Annotated in this window: 25 protein-coding genes; 15 read left to right on the top strand and 10 right to left on the bottom strand. The window is 66.5% G+C overall.

All coding sequences use genetic code 11. From position 1 onward, the window contains the following. The first annotated feature begins 7 nt into the window (after positions 1-7). The 10 genes from RBB31_RS10680 (at position 8) to RBB31_RS10635 (ending at position 7,564) form a co-directional block, all read left to right on the top strand. On the top strand, positions 8-334 hold the full coding sequence (locus RBB31_RS10680) for an antibiotic biosynthesis monooxygenase (protein ID WP_306129276.1): 327 nt from the start codon (positions 8-10) through the stop codon (positions 332-334). After that, entirely contained in the window at positions 331-699 is a 369-nt protein-coding gene (locus RBB31_RS10675) for a glyoxalase superfamily protein (RefSeq protein ID WP_306129275.1), read from the top strand. Before RBB31_RS10680 ends, RBB31_RS10675 begins: the two co-directional genes overlap by 4 nt. 143 nt (positions 700-842) lie before the next feature. Then, positions 843-1,010: a hemin uptake protein HemP gene (locus RBB31_RS10670; protein WP_306129274.1), complete on the top strand. Its 168-nt coding sequence runs from the start codon at positions 843-845 to the stop codon at positions 1,008-1,010. Positions 1,011-1,059: 49 nt separating this feature from the next. Beyond that, complete coding sequence (locus tag RBB31_RS10665; protein ID WP_306129273.1) at positions 1,060-1,320, top strand: DUF1289 domain-containing protein; 261 nt, start codon at positions 1,060-1,062, stop codon at positions 1,318-1,320. 68 nt (positions 1,321-1,388) lie between these two features. Next, positions 1,389-1,811, top strand: coding sequence for a hypothetical protein (locus RBB31_RS10660; RefSeq protein ID WP_306129272.1), 423 nt, complete (start codon positions 1,389-1,391; stop codon positions 1,809-1,811). 106 nt (positions 1,812-1,917) lie between these two features. Further along, the gene (locus RBB31_RS10655) at positions 1,918-2,388 is read left to right on the top strand and encodes a Dps family protein (RefSeq protein ID WP_306129271.1); all 471 of its coding nucleotides are present in this window, start codon (positions 1,918-1,920) and stop codon (positions 2,386-2,388) included. A 233-nt stretch (positions 2,389-2,621) separates the two neighbouring features. Then, on the top strand, positions 2,622-3,884 hold the full coding sequence (locus tag RBB31_RS10650) for an imelysin family protein (RefSeq protein WP_306129270.1): 1,263 nt from the start codon (positions 2,622-2,624) through the stop codon (positions 3,882-3,884). A 56-nt stretch (positions 3,885-3,940) separates the two neighbouring features. Beyond that, positions 3,941-5,503 (top strand): di-heme oxidoredictase family protein, encoded by a 1,563-nt coding sequence (locus RBB31_RS10645; RefSeq protein WP_306129269.1) that lies wholly within the window; start codon positions 3,941-3,943, stop codon positions 5,501-5,503. Next, on the top strand, positions 5,500-6,489 hold the full coding sequence (locus RBB31_RS10640) for an imelysin family protein (protein WP_306129268.1): 990 nt from the start codon (positions 5,500-5,502) through the stop codon (positions 6,487-6,489). The genes RBB31_RS10645 and RBB31_RS10640 overlap by 4 nt, the downstream gene beginning before the upstream one ends. Positions 6,490-6,493: 4 nt before the next feature. Continuing rightward, positions 6,494-7,564, top strand: a complete 1,071-nt coding sequence (locus RBB31_RS10635; protein WP_306129267.1) for a DUF1513 domain-containing protein — start codon at positions 6,494-6,496, stop codon at positions 7,562-7,564. A 12-nt stretch (positions 7,565-7,576) separates the two neighbouring features. Here RBB31_RS10635 and RBB31_RS10630 read toward each other — a convergent pair whose 3' ends face one another. From RBB31_RS10630 to hutI, 7 genes are all read right to left on the bottom strand, one after another. After that, positions 7,577-9,127 (bottom strand): TRAP transporter large permease subunit, encoded by a 1,551-nt coding sequence (locus tag RBB31_RS10630; RefSeq protein WP_306129266.1) that lies wholly within the window; start codon positions 9,125-9,127, stop codon positions 7,577-7,579. Then, positions 9,124-9,621 carry a TRAP transporter small permease subunit gene (locus tag RBB31_RS10625; protein WP_306129265.1) on the bottom strand — a complete coding sequence of 166 codons (498 nt, stop codon included), beginning with the start codon at positions 9,619-9,621 and terminating at the stop codon, positions 9,124-9,126. The genes RBB31_RS10630 and RBB31_RS10625 overlap by 4 nt, the downstream gene beginning before the upstream one ends. 62 nt (positions 9,622-9,683) lie before the next feature. After that, complete coding sequence (locus tag RBB31_RS10620; RefSeq protein WP_306129264.1) at positions 9,684-10,769, bottom strand: TRAP transporter substrate-binding protein; 1,086 nt, start codon at positions 10,767-10,769, stop codon at positions 9,684-9,686. Between the two features lie 233 nt (positions 10,770-11,002). After that, complete coding sequence (gene hutU, locus RBB31_RS10615) at positions 11,003-12,676, bottom strand: urocanate hydratase (protein WP_306129263.1); 1,674 nt, start codon at positions 12,674-12,676, stop codon at positions 11,003-11,005. Beyond that, a complete protein-coding gene (gene hutG / locus RBB31_RS10610) occupies positions 12,673-13,461 on the bottom strand; it encodes an N-formylglutamate deformylase (protein WP_306129262.1) in 789 nt (262 codons plus the stop codon). The genes hutU and hutG overlap by 4 nt, the downstream gene beginning before the upstream one ends. After that, positions 13,458-14,978 (bottom strand): histidine ammonia-lyase, encoded by a 1,521-nt coding sequence (gene hutH / locus RBB31_RS10605; RefSeq protein WP_306129261.1) that lies wholly within the window; start codon positions 14,976-14,978, stop codon positions 13,458-13,460. Before hutH ends, hutG begins: the two co-directional genes overlap by 4 nt. Further along, positions 14,975-16,165, bottom strand: a complete 1,191-nt coding sequence (gene hutI / locus RBB31_RS10600) for an imidazolonepropionase (RefSeq protein ID WP_306129317.1) — start codon at positions 16,163-16,165, stop codon at positions 14,975-14,977. The genes hutH and hutI overlap by 4 nt, the downstream gene beginning before the upstream one ends. An 84-nt stretch (positions 16,166-16,249) precedes the next feature. Here hutI and RBB31_RS10595 point away from each other — a divergent pair, with 84 nt between their 5' ends. Both RBB31_RS10595 and RBB31_RS10590 read left to right on the top strand, forming a co-directional pair. Further along, positions 16,250-17,614: a formimidoylglutamate deiminase gene (locus RBB31_RS10595; protein ID WP_306129260.1), complete on the top strand. Its 1,365-nt coding sequence runs from the start codon at positions 16,250-16,252 to the stop codon at positions 17,612-17,614. Continuing rightward, the gene (locus tag RBB31_RS10590; RefSeq protein WP_306129259.1) at positions 17,611-18,312 is read left to right on the top strand and encodes a GntR family transcriptional regulator; all 702 of its coding nucleotides are present in this window, start codon (positions 17,611-17,613) and stop codon (positions 18,310-18,312) included. Before RBB31_RS10595 ends, RBB31_RS10590 begins: the two co-directional genes overlap by 4 nt. A gap of 6 nt (positions 18,313-18,318) precedes the next feature. Here RBB31_RS10590 and RBB31_RS10585 read toward each other — a convergent pair whose 3' ends face one another. After that, positions 18,319-19,467: a metal ABC transporter solute-binding protein, Zn/Mn family gene (locus RBB31_RS10585; protein WP_306129258.1), complete on the bottom strand. Its 1,149-nt coding sequence runs from the start codon at positions 19,465-19,467 to the stop codon at positions 18,319-18,321. 56 nt (positions 19,468-19,523) lie between these two features. On the opposite strand from RBB31_RS10585, the gene RBB31_RS10580 reads away from it, so the two are divergent. Genes RBB31_RS10580 through RBB31_RS10570 form a run of 3 tightly spaced genes read left to right on the top strand, consistent with a single transcriptional unit; the run spans position 19,524 to position 21,591 of the window. Then, positions 19,524-20,042 carry a transcriptional repressor gene (locus tag RBB31_RS10580; RefSeq protein ID WP_306129257.1) on the top strand — a complete coding sequence of 173 codons (519 nt, stop codon included), beginning with the start codon at positions 19,524-19,526 and terminating at the stop codon, positions 20,040-20,042. Further along, on the top strand, positions 20,039-20,803 hold the full coding sequence (locus RBB31_RS10575) for an ATP-binding cassette domain-containing protein (RefSeq protein ID WP_306129256.1): 765 nt from the start codon (positions 20,039-20,041) through the stop codon (positions 20,801-20,803). The genes RBB31_RS10580 and RBB31_RS10575 overlap by 4 nt, the downstream gene beginning before the upstream one ends. Next, positions 20,803-21,591: a metal ABC transporter permease gene (locus tag RBB31_RS10570; protein ID WP_306129255.1), complete on the top strand. Its 789-nt coding sequence runs from the start codon at positions 20,803-20,805 to the stop codon at positions 21,589-21,591. The genes RBB31_RS10575 and RBB31_RS10570 overlap by 1 nt, the downstream gene beginning before the upstream one ends. 4 nt (positions 21,592-21,595) lie before the next feature. Here the strand turns inward: RBB31_RS10570 and RBB31_RS10565 are convergent, their stop codons facing one another. Together RBB31_RS10565 and ribA are read right to left on the bottom strand one after the other, a co-directional pair. Beyond that, entirely contained in the window at positions 21,596-22,573 is a 978-nt protein-coding gene (locus RBB31_RS10565; RefSeq protein WP_306129254.1) for a zinc-binding alcohol dehydrogenase, read from the bottom strand. Further along, complete coding sequence (gene ribA, locus RBB31_RS10560; protein WP_306129253.1) at positions 22,570-23,685, bottom strand: GTP cyclohydrolase II; 1,116 nt, start codon at positions 23,683-23,685, stop codon at positions 22,570-22,572. The genes RBB31_RS10565 and ribA overlap by 4 nt, the downstream gene beginning before the upstream one ends. Between the last annotated feature and the right edge of the window lie 12 nt (positions 23,686-23,697).

Below are 23,697 nucleotides of genomic sequence, written 5' to 3'. Positions count from 1 at the left end.
TCCCCGGATGTATCTCGCCATGAACCGCTTCACCGTGCCTCTCGAAAACGCCGCCGAGTTCGAGGACCTGTGGCTGAGCCGCGAAAGCCGCCTCAAGGACATGGCGGGCTTCGTATCCTTCCACATGCTCAAGGGTCCCGAGGAAGACGGCCGCGTGCTCTATGCCTCGCACACCGTCTGGGAAACCGAAGAGCATTTCCGCGCCTGGACCACCAGCGAGGAGTTCCGCGCCTCCCACGCCCGGGCCGGCCAAAGCCGCAAACTGCACGAAGGCACACCGCGTTTCGAAGGGTTCCGCGCGATCCAGAAGATCGACGCCGACGCACCGGCATGACCCCGCAGGTCACGCGTACGGCGCCGGTCTTTCGCAGCTTCGACGAGGCCCGCGCGCGGGAATTCTACGTCGACTGGCTGGGATTCGAATGGACCGGCCAGGTCCGCGTGTTTGATGGCTCTCCGCTCTATGCCTTCCTGCGTCTCGGGGATTTCCACCTGCATCTGACCGAGCACCATGGCGATGCCACACCCGGTTCGACCGCCATGGTCCATGTCGACAACCTGCGCGACTGGCATGCGGGTCTGCTGCCCAATGCGAACATGCGCCCGGGGCTCGAAGCGTTGCCCTGGGGCCTGCAGATGGAAGTGATCGACCCGTTCGGAAACCGCCTTCGGTTTCTGGATCAAGCCGACGACGCGTAATTCCTCGCGCCTGTATGCCCACCTGTCTCACAACCTTTCTTGACTGAAACAATCGGAATAAGGTACGAACGGTTAAATCCCGACTCGAAAGGTCGGGTTTCTTTTGGCCGCACCACGCAGGAGGCCACCGGAAAGGTTGCTGCATGACGACAACTGAGCCCGCCTCGAGCCCCGCACCGGACACGTCCGGCATCGCCACTCACGATGCCCGCGATCTGGTTCCCAACGGCGTCACCGCCAACATCGCCCTCGACGGCCAGGTCTACACCCTGCGCATCACCCAAGCCGGCAACCTGATCCTGACCAAGTGACCCCCGATCCCGATCCACTTCAGACCCAGCCACACTCCAGCGAGGCCCCATGCCGAAAGTCCCAAGTCCCTGCATCGACGTCTGCAAGTTCAAACGCGAAGGCCACTGCATCGGCTGCTCGATGACCAAGGCTCAGAAAAGCCTCTTCAAGCAGCTTAAAAAGGACAAACAGCGCGAAGCCTTCGTCGAACTTCTGGTGGCGCAGCAGGCGGTGATGGGCCGCTACAAGCATTGGGAGGCCGCCTATGCCAAGAAATGCCGCAAGAAGAAAGTGACGCTCACCGCGATCGAAGGCGGCAAGGCCGCCTGAGGCGGGCGCATCCCCACGCCGTACATCGCGAATGACACAAGACCAGATCGTAGGACAATCGACCGCTCATGACCTCAGCACTGCGACTCCCCCACTATGACGGCTTGCATGACAAGCGGACCGAGACAGGCCACACGCCTCTGCTCGACCACCTGCGCCACGCCGCCCGCGACGCGCGGTGCAAAAGCTATGTCGACCTCTTCGGCGCCTGCGCGGCACTGTCGGTGAACCGCGATGTCGCCACGCAGGCGGCGTCGGACGTGCTGATGCGCTGCCTGTCGCAGGCGCTCGGCCGCCGGCCGATCCTGTTCCGTGCCGGCGAACCCGAAACCTCATTCGACGAGGACTGGCTCCTGGCCCTCGCCCACAGCCTCCAGACCGGCGACACGGCCAGCTGCACCTTCTTGCTGCATTCCCGCGTCCCCAAGCATGCGCACCGCAATCTCGTCTTTCTCCTGGGCTATGTGGCTGACAATTTTTCTCAGATTTAGAAAGATTCTAAAGTATCTTGCCGAATGCTGGTTCAGGCCCTATCTTCAGCCTGCAAGCCAGCCAATTGCCAGCCAGCAAAACTCCCTAACAACCTAGGAGGCGAGAATGACCGAAACGGCACAATCTCTTTCGACCGATGCCAATGCGCAGATTGCCGAGGCTCTCAACCAGTGCGTCGCGGAAACCGCCGTGACAACGATGCTGGCCCAGAATTTTCACTGGAACGTCACCGGCATGGCCTTCGGCCCGCTGCATGAGCTGTTCCAGACGATCTACGAGGATCACTTCGTGGCGCAGGACGACCTGGCCGAGCGGATCAAAGCGCTTGACGGTCACGCCGAAGGCATGCTGGCCGGTATGATCAAGCGGTCCAAGGTCCCCGAGGCGGAAGGCACGCCCGCCGCCGAAGAGATGATCCGCCTCATGAAAGAGGCCCAGGAAACCCTCGCCGAAACTCTCGCCGGCGCCGGGGAACTGGCCGCCAAGCATGGCGATACGCTAACCGAGGATCTGTGCATCGCGCGCGGCCAGGCGCACGAGAAATTCGCCTGGATGCTGCGCGCCCACCTGCGCTGAGACCTGCCGCGCCGCGACGCTCCAGCGTCCCGGCCGGTCCCTCGCACTTCTTCGCGTCCTGCCGGGCGGCGGCAGCCTGCCGTCCGGCCGCATGCCCGATCCCCGCGTGCAAAAGTTGACTTTTTAAATCGGGAATTGTGAATCCCGACAATTTCAGTCAGACTATTGTCGAACAGTCGATTCCCGGCGCTTTTGACCCGGCTCGACCGATGCGACAATCGAAGGATCCTCCCATGCCACGTCTCCTGCCGGCCGCAACAGCCATCGCCCTGTGCCTTGGCGGCACTGCCCAGGCCCAAAGCGCCGCCGAAGTTCTGGATACCTATGCCGACATCGCGCAGGCCAATTATGCCGACAGCCTCGCCTCCGCCCAGGCTCTGCGACAGGCCGTGACCGCGCTGATCGATACGCCGTCGGCTGACACCATGCAGGCGGCCCGTGCCGCATGGCTTGCCGCCCGCGTCCCCTATCAGCAGACCGAGGTCTTCCGCTTCGGCAATGCCATCGTCGACGACTGGGAGGGCAAGGTGAACGCCTGGCCGCTGGACGAAGGTCTGATCGACTATGTCGACGGCGCCTATGGTGGCCCGACCGATGCCAACCAGCTGGCCGCGCTCAACGTCATCGCCAACCCCACCTTCACACTGTCAGGCAAGGAAATCGACGCCACCGAGATTACGCCTGCCCTTCTCGAAGACACCCTGCACGAGGCGGACGGGATCGAGGCCAATGTTGCCACCGGCTATCACGCGATCGAATTCCTGCTCTGGGGGCAGGACCTAAACGGGCACGAGCCCGGCGCGGGCGACCGCCCCTGGACCGACTATGCCGAGGGCGAGGACTGCACCCACGGCAATTGCGACCGCCGCGCCGCGTATCTGTCGGCGGCCACCGATCTTCTGGTGTCCGACCTCGAATGGATGGCCGCGCAGTGGGCCGAAGACGGCGCCGCCCGCACCGCCCTGATGCAGGACGAAACGGCAGGGCTTTCCAGCATCCTGACCGGCATGGGCAGCCTCAGCTACGGCGAAACGGCGGGCGAGCGGATGCGCCTCGGCTTGATGCTCAACGACCCCGAGGAAGAGCATTCCTGCTTTGCAGACAACACCCACAACGACCACTTCTACAACGGTGTCGGCATCCGCAACGTCTATCTGGGCGAATACATCCGCACCGACGGCACTAGTGTCTCCGGCCCCTCCCTGTCCGATCTGGTGGCCACCGACAACGCCGAGCTTGACCAGGAAATGCGCACCCGTCTGTCCCAGGCCGTGTTGGCGCTTGGCCGCATCAAGACGGCAGCCGAGGCGGGCTTTGCCTACGACCAGATGCTCGCCCGTGGCGATGAAGGCGGCGAGGCGCTGATCATGGGCGGCGTCGACGGCCTGATCGCGCAAACGCGTTCGATCGAGCGTGTCGTCTCGGCCCTGAACCTTGACGAAATCGCGATCGAAGGTTCCGACAGCCTCGACAATCCCTCTGCCGTCTTCCAGTGAGACCCTCACGCGGGAGGGCGCGCGTTGCACCTCCCGCCCGTTCACAGCCGTCCGCCATGATCGTCAAACCCGTTGCCCGGCTGCCCCTCGCGGCGGCGCTCGTCCTCACCGCGCTCCCCCTCGCACACGCTGGCGACAGCGCAGCGCCGCCCTGGGACGGCTTAACCGACCCGCACCTCGATATCGTACCACGCACTGCCGCCGAACGTGCGCGCATTGCCGATGTCACCGCCCTGCCGCAGGATTTCTCCACCCCCTGGACCTTCGAGGAAAACGCCGCCGGGGCACAGACCGTCCGCGTCCGCACCACACCCGACGCGTTTTCCCAGCCCGCCGCCAACCTGACCTTCGCGCAGGAGCTCGACTTTCGCGTCGGCAACGGCCTTTTCCGCCGGCTCTGGGTCTCGCCGCCCGCCTCGACCATCGCGTCGGATGGCCTCGGCCCTCTCTACAACGCCCGCTCGTGCCAGCGCTGCCACCTCAAGGACGGGCGCGGCCATCCGCCCGAAGGCCCCGACGACAGCGCCGTCTCGATGTTCCTGCGCATTTCGGTCCCCGCCGCGTCCCCGCAGGAGGTCGAGACGTTCATCGCAGGCACTCACCCAACCGCGCCCGACCCCACCTACGGCACGCAGTTGCAGGATTTCAGCCTGCCCGGCCACGCCCCCGAATACCGGCTCAAGGTCACCTATGACGAGGTCACCGTGCCGCTCTCGGGCGGGCAGACCGCCTCTCTGCGCCAGCCCACCTACCGTGCCGCCGACCTTGGCTACGGCCCGCTCGCCGACGGCGCGATGCTCAGCCCCCGCGTGGCGCCGCAGATGATCGGCATGGGCCTGCTCGAGGCGATCCCGGCGCAGGACATCCTCCGCCTTGCCGACCCCGAAGATGCAGATGGCGACGGCATTTCCGGCCGCGCACAGATCGTCTGGTCCGACGTCCACGACCAACCGATGCTGGGTCGGTTCGGGCTGAAGGCGGGCAACCCAACCATCCTTGAACAGGTCGCCAGCGCCTTTGCCGGGGATATCGGCATCTCCAACCCCATCCACCGCGCCGGATCTGGTGACTGCACCGACGCGCAGACCGACTGCACCGCCGCGTTGCATGGCGGCGACCTCGAACAGGGCGGGTTCGAAATCGACGAGGCCGGCCTCGATCTCGTCACGTTCTACAGCCGCACGCTTGGCGTGCCGGCCCGGCGCGACGTGAACGACCCGCAGGTGCTGGCAGGGCGTCGCGTGTTCTTCGAGACCGGCTGCGCGGCCTGTCATCGCCCCAACCACGTCACCCACCGCCTGAAGGGCGAGAACCCCGCCAGCTTTCAGCTGATCTGGCCCTATACCGACCTGCTGCTGCACGACATGGGCCCGGGCCTTGCCGACAACCGCCCCGAGGGGCGCGCGGGCGGCACCGAATGGCGCACCGCGCCGCTCTGGGGCGTGGGTCTGACCGAAACGGTTTCGGGCCACACCAACTTCCTGCATGATGGCCGGGCCCGGTCCTTGCTCGAAGCGGTCCTCTGGCATGACGGCGAGGCCCGGACGGCCCGCGACCGCGTGGTGCAAATGCCGCCCGAAGACCGCGCCGCCCTGATCCGATTTCTGGAGAGCCTGTGAAACGTCTGTCCGTTCTTGCCCTCGGTGTCGGCCTCTTGGCCGTCCCCGCCCTCGCCGATGTCGACGATGCGCTCGACCAGCATATCCTGCCGGGCTTGAAGCATTTCGCCGCGGCAAGCGAAGCACTCGCGCAGACGGCGGAGGCCGATTGCCGTCCCGAGACCGTCCGCCCCGCCTACCAGCAGGCGTTCGACGCCTGGATGCCCGTGGCGGACCTGCGGATCGGCCCGTCCGAGACCGGCGCGCTTTCCATCGGCTTCTGGCCCGACCCGCGCGGGTTCACCCAGCGCACCCTCAGCCGCCTCATCGCCGAGGCCGACCCCGTGGCGCAGGACCCCGCCGCCTATGCCGACGTCTCCATCGCCGCGCGCGGCTTTTTCGCGCTGGACATGCTGCTCAATGAGCCCGACTTCTCGGACTATGGCGCCGAAAGCTATACCTGCACCCTTGTCGCCACCATCGCCGCGGACCTTTCCAGGCAGGCCGATGCCCTGCACGCGAACTGGTCCGGCGATTTCGCCGCGACGCTACGTAGCGCGGGCGACGCGGGCAACGCCGACTACCTCTCCCTCGCCGAAGCACAGCGGGCCCTCTTCACCCAGATCCTGTCCTCGCTGGAATTCACCACCACCAAACGGCTCGGCCTGCCGATGGGTGAGTTCGACCGCCCCCGCCCTGCATTGGCCGAGGCACGTCGGTCGGGGCGGTCCCTGCGGAACGTACTCTTGTCTGTCGAAGGCGCGCACAACCTCGCCCACGCGCTGGCCGATCACGACCTGCCGGACACCGACGCGGCCTATGCGCATGTTCAAGTGGTCGCCGCGCATATCGAGGACCCGACCTTCAGAGACGTGGAAACACCGCAAGGCCGGCTTCGGGTCGAAGTGTTGCAACAGGCCATCGAGGATCTGCACGAGGCCATCGCCGAAGATGTGGGCGCCCCGCTCGGCATCGCGCCGGGCTTCAACGCCCAGGACGGAGACTGAGCCGATGACCACGCGCCGCACCTTCCTCGCCAGCCTGCTGGCCGCCGGCACCGCACCGCGTCTCGGCTGGGCCGCTGCGGGCAATCCCGCCTTCCTCGCCGCCGCGAAAGAACGCGATGAAAGCTTTGCACTCTATGGTCTCGACACGGACGGACACGCCACATTCCGCATTCCCCTGCCCGCGCGTGGCCATGCCGGTGCCGGACATCCCCGCCGGGCCGAAGCCGTTGCCTTTGCTCGCCGCCCCGGCAGATTCGCGCTGGTGATCGACTGCGCCCGGGGTGAGGTGATCCACCGTCTGACACCGCCGGCAGGAAACCAGTTCAACGGCCACGGCGTCTTTGCCGATGGCGGCAAAAGGCTCCTGACCAGCGAACAGGCCAGCGCCACCAGCGAAGGCCAAGTCGGCATCTGGGACGTGGATGCAGGCTATGCGCGCATCGGCAGCTTTCCCACCGGCGGTATCGGACCGCATGACCTGCGGCTCATGCCCGATGGCACCACGCTCGCCTTGGCAAATGGCGGCATCGCCACAGATCCCGCCGACCGCACCAAGCTGAACCTCGATACCATGCGCCCCAATCTGACCTATCTCGATCTCGCGGGCGAGACGATCCAGCAGGTCACGCTGCCACCCGATTTGCACCAAAGCTCGATCCGGCACCTTGCCATACGCGGCGATGGCCTGGTGGGTTTCGCCATGCAATGGGAAGGCCTGCCCGACAGCGCCACGCCCCTGCTCGGCCTGCACCGCATCGGGCAGGAGCCCACCCTTGCCGCCGCGCCGCTGGCCGACGAACTGGCAATGCAGGGCTATGCCGGCAGCATCGCCTTCAGCGGCGATGGCCGCGAACTCGCCATCACCTCGCCCCGCGGCGGCCGGCTGCACCGGTTTTCGGATAAGGGCGACTTTCTCGGCGCCGTCTCGCGGGCCGATATTTGCGGCCTCGCCCCACGCGGCAAGGGCTATCTTGCCAGCGACGGGCTAGGCGCCCTGTTCGACGTCCGGTCCGACGAACGCCGGGCGCTCGATCGGCACGCCTGTGCGTGGGACAACCACATCGTGACACTCTAGAGTGCGGACGCCTCAGAACATCACGCGCGGCAGCCACGTCGCCAGGGATGGCCAGATCCAAACCACGGCGACGCCCAGCGCCTGCAACCCGATAAAGGGCATCACGCCGCGATAGATATGGCCGGTCGTGATCTCCGGCGGCGCAGCACCTCGCAGATAGAACAACGAGAACCCGAATGGCGGCGTCAGAAAGGACGTCTGCAAATTGATCGCCAGGATGATCCCCAGCCAGATCGGGTCATGCCCCAAGAGGATCAGCGACGGTGTCACCAGCGGCAGCACGATCACCGAGATTTCCACGAAATCGAGGAAGAAGCCCATGAAGAAGACGATGATCATCGTCACGATCAGCGCCCCGGTCGCCCCGCCCGGCAGGTTCGCCAGCCAATAGGCCACCCGATCCTCGCCGCCCAGCCCGATGAAGACGAGCGAGAACATTCCCGCGGCCAGGATCGTGGCAAAGATCATCGCCGTCATCGTCATGGTCGAGGTGACGGCATCATGCGCCACCCGCTCTGTCAGTACGTTGCGCAGCGCCGCCAGCACGCCCAGCACGCCGATCACGGCCAACAGGATATACAGACCGCCCGCTACGTAGGACCCTGCGCCCAGGTCACCGCGTTGCAACCGCACCGGAAACACCCCCGCCGCGATGGCCAGCACGATCAGCGCAGCGGCGGCGAACAGGATCAGACCGCGCGCCCGCCCCAGCCGCGCGCCCGACATCAAAAGCGCGCCCACCGCCCCCACGGCGGCGGCCTCGGTCGGCGTCGCCAACCCGCCCAGGATCGAGCCCAGCACAGCAAAGATCAGCAGCACGGGCGGCACGATGGCCCCCAGCACCTCACGCCCGCTCGGCTTGGCCATGGTCGCGTCCGCAGGCGGCATGTCCTGCGGGCGCAGCGCACCGCGCACCAGAACATAGATCAGGTAAAGCGACACCAGCACCAACCCGGGGATCAATGCGGCGGCAAAGAACTGTCCCACCGACAGCGCCTCGACCGAGAACTTGCCCTGCTCGTACTGCGCCTGCTGATAGGCATTCGACATCACGTCGGCGAGGATGATCAGCAGGGTCGAGGGCGGGATGATCTGCCCCAGCGTTCCCGCGGTGCACACGATCCCGGCCGACACGCTCGGATTGTACCCAGAGCGCAGCATCGTCGGCAGCGCGATCATCCCCATCGCCACCACCGTCGCCCCCACGATGCCGGTCGACGCCGCCAAAAGCGCGCCCACCAGGATCACGGAAATACCAAGCCCGCCACGCAACGATCCGCAGGCCCGGCCCATCGTGTCCAGCAACTCCTCCGCGATGCGGCTTTTCTCCAAAAGCGCGCCCATCAATACGAAAAGTGGTATGGCGATCAGCACCTGGTTCGAGATCAGCCCGAACACCCGTTGCCCGAACGCCCCCAAAAGCGAGATATCCATCGCGCCCAGCGTCCAGCCCAGATAGGCGAACAGCACCGCGATACCGGCGATGCTGAACGCCACCGGAAAGCCCGAGAGTATCGCCACCACCAGGGCCGCGAACATCAGAAGATCGAGATATTCCGTCACGCCGGCTCCTCCCCGGCGAAAAGCCGCAGCAGGATCGCGATGGATTGCAACACCACCAGCACGCAGAACACCGGGATCAGCGATTTCAGCAGGAACACCGCCTCTATTCCTCCGACCGAGATCGGCCCTTCAAGAATTTTCCAGGAATTTCGCACCGACGGCCACGACCACCAGATCAGCGCCACCATCGAGGGCAGCAGCAAAAACAGATGCCCGGCCATGTCGATCCACCGCCGCGTGGCCGGGGCGGCCTTGGCATAGAAGATGTCCACCCGCACATGCTTGTCCACCAGCAGGGTGTATCCGGCCGCCAGCATGAACAGCGTGGCGTGGAGGTACAGCACGCTTTCCTGCACCCAGATCGAATTGACGCCGAAGACATAGCGCCCGACGACGATGCCGAACTGCACCAGCACCATCAGCAGCGCGAACCAGCGTAGAACGCCGGCTATGCCGCGATTGATCGCGTCGATGATTCCCGCCAGTGCCAGCATTCTCCGGCCTTCCCTGCCCCTTTGGTCGTGGCGCGCGAGGTTGCCCCCGCGCGCCCGATGTTTCAGTAGCCCATCACCTCGGCGCGGGCATTCATCTGCCCGTTGTCGGCATAGGTCATGTAGGCCCCGATGCTGTCGCGATAGGCGACAAAGCTTTCGGTGATCCGCTTGACCAGTTCGTCGTCGTCCTGGCGCAATTCGTCGATCACTTCCTTGGCGGCCTCGCCCATGGCGTCGATCACCTCCTGCGGGAACTTCTTGACCTGCACTCCATCTTCCTCGACCAGTTTCTTCAACGAGGCGGCGTGCTTGGTGGTGTACTCCGTCCAGACCAGGTTGTAGAGGCTTTCGCACGCCACCGACACCGCCTCTTTCAGGTCGTCGGACAATGCGCCGAACACCTCGGCATTCACGCCGCATTCCTCGGCCGAGGACGGTTCGCCCACGCCGGGCCAGTAATAGTTCTTGGCCACCTGCTGATAGCCCAGAGCGCTGTCGGTCCAGGGCCCGATGAACTCGCCCGCGTCCAATGCGCCAGTCTGCAACGCCTGGAACATGTCCGGCCCGCCCATTGCCTCGGCCGCCATGCCCAGCTTGGCGCACATCTCGGAGGCAAGGCCCGTGGTGCGGAACTTCAGCCCCTTCAGATCCTCGACCGAATTGATCTCGTTGCGGAACCAGCCACCCCATTGCGGGCCGGAGTTGCCGCACAGGAACGGCTTGATGCCGAACTGGCCGTACATCTCGTCATAGAGCGCCTGTCCTCCACCGTGATACAGCCAGCCCACCTGCTCATCGGCGCGCAGGCCGAAGGGTTGCGAGCCGAACAGAAGGATTCCCTTGGATTTCGAGCCCCAATAGGCCGGCACCGCGTGATATAGCTCCGCCGTGCCTTCGCTGACGGCGTCGAACACGCCGCGCCCGGGGACCAGTTCGCCCGCGGCGAACAGCTTTACCTCGATCCGCCCGCCCGACAGGGTGGTGATCCGGTCGGCCAGCATCTGCGCGGCGACACCGGGGCCAGGCAGGTTCTTGGGCCATGCCGTGACCATCTTCCATTGCTGCACGTCCTGCGCGATGGCCGGGGTGGCCAGCGGCGCGGCGGCGGTGCCGATGGCGGCGGTCGTCAAAAATTTACGTCTATCCATGGGTCTCTCCTTGTTGGTTGGTGGTGTTTGGTATTGTTTCATCGCAGCGCCTCGCACGTTTTCCCAGCAGTCGCGCCGAAGCTGCGGTTTTTCAAGGCCGCAAAGCGGTTTGCAGCGAGCGGCCCCGGCCCGAGGTCCGATCTCGGACGCGGTTGATTAATTTCCGTGCCATGGCATGCGCGTCGCCACAGTTGGCAAGCTGCATCCCTGACGCTGGCGGCCCTGTGCATGGCTCAGTTCCCCAGGATGCCGGGCAGACGCAAGCCGTGATCCTTCGCGCAGTCGATCGCGGTCTCGTAACCCGCATCCGCATGGCGCCACACGCCCGACGCCGGGTCGTTCCACAGCACCCGCTCCAGCCGTTTCGCGGCCTCCGGCGTGCCATCCGCTACGATCACAACGCCCGCGTGCTGGCTGAACCCCATGCCGACACCGCCACCGTGATGCAGGCTGACCCAGGTCGCGCCGCTCGCGGTGTTCACCAACGCGTTCAGCAAGGGCCAATCGCTCACCGCGTCCGATCCGTCCTTCATCGCTTCCGTCTCGCGGTTCGGGCTGGCGACCGAGCCGCTGTCGAGGTGATCTCGCCCGATCACGATCGGCGCCTTCAACTCGCCGCTGGCAACCATCTCGTTGAACTTCAGCCCGGCCCGGTGCCGGTCGCCCAGCCCGATCCAGCAGATCCGCGCCGGCAGCCCCTGGAAGGAAATCCGCTCGCGCGCCATGTCCAGCCACGTGTGCAGCTTCTCATTCTCGGGGAACAATTCCTTCATCGCCTGGTCGGTCTTGTAGATATCCTCGGGGTCGCCCGACAGCGCGCACCAGCGGAACGGCCCGATCCCCTTGCAGAACAAGGGCCGGATATAGGCTGGCACGAAACCGGGGAAGGCAAAGGCGTTCTCCAGCCCTTCTTCCTGCGCCACCTGCCGGATGTTGTTGCCGTAATCCAACGTCGGCACGCCATCATTCCAGAAATCCACCATCGCCTTCACATGCACCTTCATCGACGCGCGCGAGGCCTTCTCGACCGCCTTGGGGTCGCTCTCACGCTTCTCGCGCCACTCGGCCATGCTCCACCCCTGCGGCAGGTAGCCGTTCACCGGGTCATGCGCGCTGGTCTGGTCGGTCACGATATCAGGCCGCACGCCGCGCTTTTGGATCTCGGGAAAGATATCCGCCGCATTGCCCAGCAGCGCGACCGACTTGGCCTCGCCCGCCTTGGTCCAGCGCTCGATCATCTCCAGCGCCTCATCCAGGCTGTCGGTCTTCTCGTCCACATACCGCGTGCGGAGGCGGAAATCGATGCTGTCCGGGTTGCACTCCACCGCCAGACAGCAGGCCCCCGCCATCACCGCGGCCAGCGGCTGTGCCCCGCCCATGCCGCCAAGTCCGCCGGTCAGAATCCACTTGCCGGTCAGGTCGCCGTCGTAATGCTGGCGCCCGGCTTCGGCAAACGTCTCGTAGGTGCCCTGCACAATGCCCTGGCTTCCGATATAGATCCACGACCCGGCCGTCATCTGGCCGTACATCATAAGACCCTTTTTATCGAGCTCGTTGAAATGGTCCCAGTTGGCCCAATGCGGCACGATATTGGAATTGGCGATCAGAACGCGCGGCGCGTCCGCATGGGTCTTCACGATGGCGATAGGCTTGCCCGACTGGACCACCAGCGTCTCGTCCGCCTCCAGATCCTTCAGCCCGGCAACGATACGGTCGAAATCATCCCATGTCCGCGCGGCACGCCCGATGCCGCCATAAACCACCAGTTCATGCGGGTTCTCGGCCACGTCGGGGTGCAGGTTGTTCATCAGCATCCGCATCGCGGCCTCGGTCAGCCAGCTCTTGGCGCTGATTTCCGTGCCGGTCGGGGGGTAGATGTCGCGCAGGTTATGGCGGGGATTGGTCATTCGGGCCTCCAACGTATCAAATCTTCGAGAATGGTCTTCAAATGCGGGCGCAGACGGTCGGCGCGATCAGGCGCATACTCCCACGGCGGGCTTTCCTGCATGTAGGTGGACTGCGCCAGTTCCATCTGGATCGCGTGCAGGCCCTCGTCGGGCCGGCCGTAATGCCGCGTTGTCCAGCCGCCCTTGAACCGCCCGTTCAGGATGGCGCTGTACCCTTCGGCCGCCTCGCAGACCCCATACACAAGCGTCTGGATCGGTGTCGCACAGGTCCGGCCCGCGTCGGTTCCGACGTTGAAATCGGGCAGCGTCCCGTCGAAAAGATAGGGTATCTCCGACCGGATCGAATGGCAGTCATAAAGCACCGCGAACCCGTGTATCCCGCGCACTCGCTCCAACTCAGCCATCAACGCCGCGTGATAGGGCGCGTGATATGCCTCCCGTCGCCGTACGATCTCGGCCTCGTCGGGTTCAGCCCCCTCGCGCCATATGGGCTGCCCGTCGAAATCGGTCACCGGGCACAGCGACGTGGTGTTCTGACCGGGATAGAGACTCGCACCCTCCGGGTCGCGGTTCACGTCGATGACATAGCGGTGGATGGTCGTGCGCACCGTGGTCACGTCGCCCGCCAGCCCGGCGTAAAGCTGATGAATATGCCAGTCCGTATCGGCCAGCCCTTGCCCGGTCTCGTTCAGCCCTGCAGCGATATCACCGGGAACATCCGTGCCCGTATGGGGCAATCCCAGAACCAGCGGGCTTTGCCCGCGCGTCACCTCGAGAAAACTCACAGCCCGACCTCCACGCCCGTCTCGCGCGCCAGCGCGTCCTCGCGGACCAGCGCCGCCGCCCGCTCCATGTCGGGCGCCATCATCCGGTCTTCTTCCAGCCGCGGCACCTCCGCCCGGATCGTCGCAATCGCGCGTTGCAAGGCTTGCGACGTCACCAGCGGCGCGCGCGCCTCGATCCCCTGCGCCGCGCACAGCGCCTCGACGCCCAGGATCATCGACAGGTTCGCGTTCATCCGGCGCAGCCGCCGCGCGCCATGGGCGGCCATGCTCACATGGTCCTCCTGGTTGGCAGAGGTCGGCGTGCTATCGGTCGAACAGGGGTTCGCCAGATGCTTGTTCTCGCTCATCAGCGCCGCCGTCGTCACCTCGGCGATCATGAAGCCTGAATTCAGCCCTGGCGCGGGCGTCAGGAAAGGCGGCAGGTCGTGGCTCAAGGCTGGGTCCACCATCAGCGCCACGCGCCGCTGCGCGATGGCCCCGACCTCCGACAGCGCCAGCGCGATCTGGTCGGCGGCAAAGGCCACCGGCTCTGCATGGAAATTCCCGCCCGAAACGATCCCCGCCTCGATCACCAGCGGATTGTCCGTGACGGCATTCGCCTCGATCTCCAGCGTCTGCGCGGCAAAGCGCAGCAGGTCCAGCGCCGCCCCCGCCACCTGCGGCTGGCACCGGATGCAATATGGGTCCTGCACCCGGCTGTCGCCTTCGCGGTGGCTTTCGCGGATCTCGCTGCCCGCCATCAGCGCCGACATCGCCGTCGCCACATCGATCTGCCCCTTGTGGCCGCGCAAGCCGTGGATTTCAGGCTGCAATGGCTGGGTCGAGCCCATGATGGCGTCCGTCGACAGCGCCGACGTCACGATCGACGCCCTCAGCGCGCGCATGCCGTCGAACAGCGCCGCCAGCGCGCATGCGGTCGAGAACTGCGTGCCGTTGATCAGCGCCAGCCCTTCCTTGGGGCCCAGCACCACGGGCGTCAGCCCGACCTTTCCCAGCGCGTCGCCAGCGGGCATCCGAACGCCGTCCAGCAGCGCCTCGCCTTCGCCGATCATCGCGGCGGCCATATGCGCCAGTGGCGCAAGGTCGCCCGACGCACCGACCGAGCCCTGCGACGGGATCACCGGGATCACGCCCCGCGCCAGCATCCCCTCGATCAGCGCACAGATCTCCCACCGCACGCCCGAGGCGCCACGCCCCAGCGACAGCAGCTTCAGCGCCATCATCAGGCGCGTGGTCTCAGGCTCCAGCAGCTCGCCCACGCCGCAGCAATGGCTGAGGATCAGGTTGCGCTGCAACGTCTCCACATCCTCGGGCGGTATCCGCACCGAGGCCAGTTTGCCGAACCCGGTGTTCACCCCGTAAACCGGCACATTCCCGCGCGCCGCTTCCGCGACCTGCCCTGCCGCCGCCTCAATGGCAGGCCGCGCATCCGGCGTCAGCACCGCCGCCACACCTTCGCGCCACACCCGCTCCAGCGTGTCCAGCCGGGTCTCTCCCGGCACCAGCGTCAGGGTCATGTCCGACCTCCGAATATCCGTTTGTGCAGCGGGTTCACCCCGATGCGATAGCTAAGCTCCGCCGGTTCCTCGACATCCCAGATGGCCAGGTCCGCCCGCATCCCCGGCGCGATCTCGCCCCGGTCATACAGCCCCAGCGCCTGGGCTGCATGGTGCGTCGTGCCCGCCAGCGCCTCGGCCGGAGTCAGGCCGAACAGCGTACAAGCCATGTTCATCGCCAAAAGGACCGACCCCATCGGCGACGACCCGGGGTTCCAGTCCGTCGCCACCGCCATCGGCACGCCATGGGCGCGGAACGCCGCGACCGGCGGCTTTTGCGTCTCGTGCAGCGTGTAGAATGCCCCGGGCAGCAAGACCGCCACGCTGCCCGCTTCTGCCAGCGCCCGGGCGTCATCCTCGCTCGCATATTCCACGTGATCCGCCGACAGCGCACCGCGCTCCGCCGCCAGCTTCGTCCCGCCGATATTGCTCAGCTGCTCGGCATGCAGCTTGACCGGCAGACCCAGCGCCGCGGCCTTGTCGAACACCCGCGCGATCTGGGCGGTGTCGAACGCGATCCCCTCGCAGAAGCCGTCCACCGCATCGACCAACCCTTCGGCATGGGCCGCCTCCAAGGCGGGCAGGCAGATCTCGTCGATATAACTGTCCGCATCCGTCCCCTTGGGCACCGCGTGCGCACCGAGGAAAGATGTCACCACCCGGACCGGACGCGCCTCGCCCACCGCGCGCGCCACGCGCAGCATCTTGAGTTCCGTTTCTATATCAAGGCCATAACCCGACTTGATCTCGATAGTCGTGACCCCTTCCGCAATCAGCGCATCGGCCCGTGTCAGCGCCTGCGCCAGCAGCAGATCCTCGTCCGCCTCCCGCGTCGCCGTCACGGTCGAGACGATCCCGCCCCCGGCGCGCGCCACCTCTTCATAGCTCGCCCCTTCGAGGCGCATCTCGAATTCCCGCGCGCGATTGCCGCCATGCACGATATGGGTGTGACAGTCGATCAGTCCGGGCGTCAAAAGCCGCCCTCCGGCATCGATCACCTGCGCGTCCTGCGGCAACTCGCCAAGCTCGGCCATCGGCCCGATCCAGTCGATCCGCTCGCCCTGCACCCGCAGCGCCGCGTTGCGACGCAGGCCATAGCCATCTTCGGAACCGTCCATGGTCGCAACGGTGGCATTGGTGATCATCAGCTGATCCGACATTTCGACCTTCCTTGCAAAGCAACGTACATAACGGTAATATGTAGGTACATATTTTGTCAATGGAGATCGCCCGTGCAGAAAATCCAGTCTCGCCAGACCCTTACTCCGGATGGCTGGGTCAGCGACCTTTGCCTCACCATCGATCAGGGGCGCATCACGCGAATCTCCCGCACCCCTTCGCCGGACGCACAGTCCGTCGACCTGCTTCTGCCGGCCCCGGTCAATCTGCACAGCCACGCCTTTCAACGCGCCATGGCGGGGCTGACCGAAACCCGCGGCCCCGACCCGCGCGACAGCTTCTGGACATGGCGGAAACTGATGTACCGTTTCCTAGACCGCCTCACGCCCGATCATGTTCAGGCCGTCGCGGAGCTCGTCTTCATGGAAATGCTCGAGGCCGGCTACGGCGCGGTGGCCGAATTCCACTATCTGCACCACGACATCGGCGGCACCCCTTATGCCGACCTGGCCGAAATGGCCGCGCGTATCACGCAGGCGGCGCAGGATACCGGTATCGGCCTCACGCTTCTGCCGGTGCATTACATGCAAGGCGGCTGCGACGGGCGCGCGCTGCAAGGCGGACAGCGCCGCTTCGGCAGCGATCCCGACCTTTTCGCCCGGCTGCACGCCGACAGCGCCGCATTGGTGGCCAACGGCCCCGAGGATTTCGACATCGGCGTCGCGCCCCATTCCCTGCGTGCCGTCCCGCCCGAGGCGCTGGCCCAGGCGCAGGCCATCTGCCCCGACGGCCCGATCCACATGCACCTTGCAGAACAGGTGGCCGAGGTTGAGGAGGTCGAGGCCCATCACGGCGCACGCCCGGTCGAATGGCTGCTGAACAACGCGGCGGTCGACGATCGATGGTGCCTTATCCACTGCACCCAGATGACCGACGCCGAAACGGCCGCCCTGGCGCAAACCGGCGCCGTGGCCGGGCTCTGCCCCATCACCGAATCCAGTCTTGGCGACGGGATCTTCAACGGCACTGACTACCGCGCAGCCGGGGGCCGGTTCGGCATCGGCTCGGATTCCAACATCCACATCGCCCTGTGGGAGGAGCTGGCCACGCTCGACTATTCCCAACGCCTGCGCGACCGCAGCCGCGCGGCGATGGCCACGGCGGACCACTCCACCGGCCGCGTGCTTTTCGAGGCGGCCTCCCGCGCCGGGGCGCAGGCGGCTGGCCGCGCTTCGGGGCAGATCGCCGAGGGCCAGCTGGCCGATCTCATCGCGGTCTCCACCGACAACGAGTTCCTGTGCAACCGCACCGGCGATGCGGTCCTCGACAGCCTGATCTTCTCCGGTCGCGGTCGCGCGTGCGTCACCGATGTCTGGAGCTCGGGCCGTCACATGGTCAAGGACGGCCGCCACGTCGACCGCGACCGCATCACGCGCACTTTCCTCGACGTCGTCACCACGCTGGGACAGGACATATGACCTCCGACTCCCGCCTGTCGTGGAGGGAAGTCCGCGACCGGATCCACGAACAGATCCTCACCGGCCGCTACGGCCCCGGAGACCGCCTGCCCCGCGACGCCGACATCGCCGAAGATCTCAGCTGCGCCCGTTCCACTGTCCAGCGCGCGATGCAAGATCTCTCCGACAGCGGCCTCGTGGAACGCCGCCGCAAGGGCGGCACGCGGGTCCGGGCCGAACCCGTCACCCGCGCCACGCTCGACATTCCCATCACACGGCGCGAGGTGGAACAGAGCGGCGCGCGCTACGGATATCAGCTGATCCGCCGCCGCATGGCCCCGGCGCCGCGCGGCGTCGTCGCCGCCTTCGGGCTCGGGGCACCCCGTCCGATGCTTCGCGTCGAGGCGCTGCACCTGTCCGACGGACGCCCCTACATTTTCGAGGACCGCTGGATCTGCCCCGAAACCTCCCCCGAAGTGCAAAACCTCGACTTCACCGGCCAGAGCGCGAACGAATGGCTGGTTCTGAACAAGCCCTATTCACGGCTCGACCTGCGGTTCTACGCCATCTCCGCCAACACTCGGTTGGCCGACCTGCTGGAGGCCGAGCCGGGCGCAGCCCTTCTGGTGATCGAGCGCACCACCTGGATCGAGGACGCCCCCATTACCACGGTCAAGGCGATCACGACCCCCGGCTACCAGCTTCTGACCGGCACCTGACCCGGGTCAGAGGCACTCCGCCAGCGCCGTTGCAAGGTTGCGCAAAAGCTGCGGATAAAGCTGCGCTCCCGGCTCCAGATCCGATCCCAACGGGTCGATCACGCCGACATTCACCGCGGCTCCGTCCGTGACAGCCTCCACGATGCCCCGGGAGAATTGCGGCTCCGACATGACGCAGGTCACCCCGGCCTCACTGACCCGGTCGCGGATCTCCGCCACCCGCGCCGGGCTGGGGTCCGACGCATCGGAAACCGAAATCGCACCAGACGCCGGCAGATCGAACGCCGCCTCGAAATACTGATAGGCGTCGTGGAAGACGATAAAGCTGCCATCCCGCGCGGGCTCAAGAATACCGTCGATTTCAGCCTTCAGGCTGTCAATCTCCTCGCGCCCGGCCGCGGCGTTGGCGTAATAAGCCCCGGCATTGTCGGGATCGGCCGCCGACAGCGAGGCCGCAATCGCGTTCAGCCAGGTGGCCGCATTGTCGGGCGACAGCCAGGCGTGCGGGTCGTGATCTCCGTGCGCGTGCCCGTGTCCGGCATGGTCCTCGTCGTGCTCTGCGTGCTCGTCATGACCGTGGTCCGCATGATCTGCGTGGTCATGCTCGGCGTGGTCGTCATGGCCTGCCTCTTCATGCGCCTCGTGGTCATGGTCGGCGTGCTCGTCATGGCCCGCCTCTTCATGCTCCTCGTGGTCATGCTCGGCGTGCTCATGCGCGGCGTCGTTTTCGTGCCCGTGATCATGCGCGTGATCGTCATGGCCTTCGTCCCCGTGATCGCCATGGTCATGCGCCTCGAACAAAGCATTCTCGCGGACCGGCAACTCGACCGTGCCATCCGCCTCCATCAGGGTCACCACCCGCGCCTCGCCCGACAGCGTGCCCAGCGCATCCTCCAGCCAGGGCGTCAGGTCCGGACCGATCCAGAACACCACGTCCGCGTCCTGCATCGCCGCCGCTTCCGAGGGGCGCAGGCTGTATTCATGCGGACTGGCGCCCGGCGCTACGATCAGAACGGGCTCGCCCACCCCGTCCATCACCCGCGCCACGAGCGAATGCACCGGCGCGATATCCACCGCCACTTGCGGTGCCTCGGCCAAGGCGGGTCCGGCCAGAACAGCGACCGCGGCGGACAAGGGAAGAAGGTTTCTGGACATTGGCGACCTCTTGTGATTGTATAACATTTCCTATCGGATACACGAACTGTTATACTATGACAAGTAGCGCAAGATCAGAAGACACGCCGCCGACCGACCCGGTCGGGTTCGAGACGCATGACCACGCCAGTTGCATCGCCTCCGCCATTGCCGAGGCCGAGGCGCATTGCGCCCGCGAGGGCCTGCGCTTCACGCCGGTCCGGCGCAAGGCGCTTGAAATCCTGTTGCGCGAACACCGGGCCCTGGGCGCCTACGAGATGCTTGATGCCCTACGCGAGGCCGGGTTCGGCTCGCAGCCGCCGGTCGCCTATCGCGCGCTGGAATTTCTCGTCGGCAACGGGTTCGCCCACAAGATCGAACGGCTCAACGCCTTCATCGCCTGCGCCCATCCCGGCGCGAACCACTCGCCCGCCTTCATGATCTGCCGCAGCTGCGATTCGGTCGCCGAGGCGCAGGCCACCCCGGCCCGCGGCGCCCTGGGCGATGCCGCCCGCGCCGCCGGTTTTCGGATCGAGCGGACCGTCGTCGAGGCCGAGGGCCTCTGCCCCGCCTGTTCGGAGAAGGCCGGGACATGAGCCTCGTCTCCGTCCAGAACATCAGCGTCGGCTACGGCGCCACTAAGGTATTGCGCGGCGTGAGCCTGGAAATCGACCCCGGCGAGATCCTCACCGTGGTCGGCCCCAACGGCTCGGGCAAGACGACCTTGCTGCGCGCGCTCATCGGCGCGGTGACGCCGGCCTCGGGCCGGATCGAGCGTGGCGCGGGGCTGCGCATTGGCTACGTGCCGCAAAAGCTGCATATCGACCCGACACTGCCGATGACCGTGTCGCGTTTCCTGCGCCTGCCCGGCGGCGCGACCCCGACCCAGATCGCCGCCGCCCTCGACCGCGCCGGCGTACCCGACCTCTCGAACCGGCAGATGTCGGGCCTGTCGGGCGGGCAGATGCAACGCATCCTCCTGGCCCGCGCCCTGATCGGACAGCCCAACCTGCTCCTGCTCGACGAGGCGACGCAGGGTCTCGACCAGCCCGGGTCTGCCGCCTTTTACCGCCAGATCGAGGAGGTGCGCGCCGCGACCGGCTGCGCCGTTGTGATGATCAGCCACGAACTGCACGTGGTCATGAGCGCCTCCGACAGGGTGATCTGCCTCAACGGACATGTCTGCTGCGAAGGCACGCCGGAGATCGTCTCGGCGGCCCCCGAATACCAGGCCCTGTTCGGCACCGGCACCGGGGGCGCACTGGCGCTCTACCGGCACGACCATGACCACAGCCATGACGCCACCTGCGGTCACGACCACGCGCACGACGACTCCACGACGAAGGCTGCCGAATGATGCTGGACGATTTCATGACCCGCGCCGCACTGGCCGGTATCGGCGTGGCCTGCGCCGCCGCTCCTCTGGGCAGCTTCGTCGTCTGGCGGCGCATGGCCTATTTCGGCGACGCCACCGCCCATGCCGCGATCCTCGGCGTGGCGCTGTCGCTGGCCTTGCAGATCTCGATTTTCGCCGGCGCCGTGGCCGTGGCGCTGGCCATGGCCCTCACCGTCACCGTGCTGACCGGCCGCGGCTACGCGATGGACACGCTTCTGGGCGTGCTGGCGCATTCCGCACTGGCCTTCGGGCTGGTGGCGGTGTCGTTCCTCTCGGGCATCCGGATCGACCTGATGGCTTATCTCTTCGGGGACATTCTTGCGGTCTCGCGCGGCGATCTCGCGGTGATCTGGGGCGGCGCGGTGCTGGTGGTGGCCCTGATCGGCTGGCGCTGGTCCGCGCTCCTGACCTCGACCCTCAGCCCGGATCTCGCCCATGCCAGCGGCATCGACCCGCGCCGCGAGCAGCTGATCCTCACCCTCGCGCTCGCCATCACGGTGGCCGTGGCCATCAAGGTGGTCGGCGTTCTGCTGATCGCCGCGATGCTGATCATCCCGGCCGCCGCCGCCCGGCCGCTGTCGCGCACGCCCGAACAGATGGCCCTGTTCGGCGCCGTCATCGGCGCGGTCTCCGCCGTGGCGGGGTTGCACTCGGCCTATCTGCTCGACACGCCGGCGGGGCCCTCAATCGTCTGCGTCGCGGCGATCTTCTTCGCACTCACCAGCTTTGTGCGTGGCCTGCGCGCCTGACCGGTCACGCTCGCACCGGCCCGTACCGGACCCGGTGGCAAAGCGTGGCCGCATGCTCCAGTATCGCGCCATAGTCCTCCTCCAGGCGGTCGAACGCCGTCTCGCCCGAAATCAGCACGTCCAGCGCGGGGTCAACCAAAAGGTCCAGCGCCTTTTCCAACCTGCGGCGATAGCTCCAGCGCGCCCGGCGCCCGGGCGGCACCTGTCCCACCTGGCTGCCGACGATCCGCAGGCGACGCTGGTGAAACGCTCCGCCAAGCGGCACCTCGGGCCGACGCGTCCCGAACCAGCTGGCCTCGACGATGGTCGCCTCCATCCCCGCCAGCCCGATCGCAGTCGCCAGCCCCTCCGCGCTTGCCGAGGCGTGGACCACCACGTCACGCTCGCTCGCTGCCTGCCCCGGCGCCGCGAAGTCACAGCCAAGGCTCTCGGCCAGCGCCGCCTTTTCCGCATCGACATCCACGAGGCACACCTCCGCCCCTGGCATCCTTGCGCACAGATATCCCGTCAGAGCGCCGACCACGCCCGCCCCGACCACCGTCACGCGGTCGCCGGCCGACACGCCGGAATCCCAAACGATGTTGAGGGCGGTTTCCATGTTGGCGGCCAGCACGGCACGCTCGGCCGGCACGCCCTTGGGCACCGGCACGGCGGCTTCCTCCGGCACGGCGAACCGCTCCTGGTGCGGGTGCAGGGCAAACACGGTCTGCCCCTTGCCCGAACCTTCCGCCACGCGGCCCACGGCGGCATAGCCATACTTCACCGGAAAGCTGAAATCGCCTTCCTGGAACGGCGCCTTCATCGTCTCGTGCTCGCTCTCCGGCACCCCTCCGCTCCAGACCAGCCGTTCCGTGCCCCGGCTGATCCCCGAATAAAGCGTTTCGACCTCCACCATGCCCGGCCCGGCCTTGAACGCGGTCTCACGCATCCCGACCGCACCCGCGCCGGTGATCCAAAGGGCCTTGGCCACGCAGTCGCTCACAGCGCGTGTCCGGATTTCAGCGCCTTCACTGCCAGATAACCGCTGTTGTGGATGTTCTTGCCAACCCGCAGCGGCAATTGCTCGACAACCTCGATCCCCTGCGCCCGGAACGTGTGCACCTTGGCGGGGTTGTTGGTCAGCAGCCGCACCGCCCCGAAGCCAAGGTTGCGCAGCATCACCGCCGCCACGCGGAAATCTCGCTCGTCATCCTCGAACCCCAGCGCATGATTGGCATCCACCGTGTCCAGCCCCCGCGATTGCAGGTCATAGACCCGCATCTTGTTGGCCAGCCCGATTCCGCGGCCTTCCTGGTTGAGGTAAAGCAGCAGCCCCGCGCCCTCCTCGCCCATGCGCAGCATCGCCGCGCGAAGCTGCGGCCCGCAGTCGCATTTCAGACTGCCCAGCACATCCCCGGTGAAGCACGCCGAATGCAGCCGCGCCAGCACCGGGCGTGCCGGATCCGGCGTGCCGATCTCGAACGCATAGTGCTCTGTCCGGCCATCGGGGTCGCGGAAAACGTGCAGCTTGCCGCTGTCATGCGCCTCGACGGGCAGGCCGGCCGCGGCCACCGGCGACAGCGCGGGTGTCTGCGCGAAATGGCTCAATGCCTCGGCCAGGTCGACCGCCGTCATGCTCAGCCCCTCGGGTATCGCCCGGTCGTCGGCCAGCGCGAAGATCAGCGCCGCAGGCAGCAGTTCCGACGACTTCACCACGCTCAGCGCCAGCCCGTGCAGCCGCGCTTCCCTGTCCCTTACCCGGTGCAGCGGCGCGACCGGACCCGCGGTATCCTGCCCGGCATCGGCCAGCCGCATGAACCAGGCGAGGTCGGCCTGTTCCGGCGGACGGATCCGCACCGGCAGATCCCAGATGTCGGCACTTTGCACGGGCGCCATCGCGGCCCTGGCCCGGTTGCCCGTCAAAACCAGCTCCGGCACACCGAAAAGGTCGCGCAACGCGTCCAGCCGCGCCTGCGTCAGTGTCTCGGCCGCCACCGCCACGGCGCGAACCGGCCCATCGGTCAGAAGGCACGGCAGCCCAAGCCGCAGGTCTGATTGCACCCGGCTCAGGCGTTCGGCGACACTGGGAAGAAGGCTTTGAGGAACTGGGGACATGTGCGGTACTTT

It is taken from the genome of Roseovarius sp. MMSF_3350, from assembly GCF_030733425.1.
Lineage (GTDB): Bacteria > Pseudomonadota > Alphaproteobacteria > Rhodobacterales > Rhodobacteraceae > Roseovarius.
The sequence above is the reverse complement of the archived record's forward strand: the minus strand, read 5'-3'. Positions and strand labels throughout refer to the sequence as shown.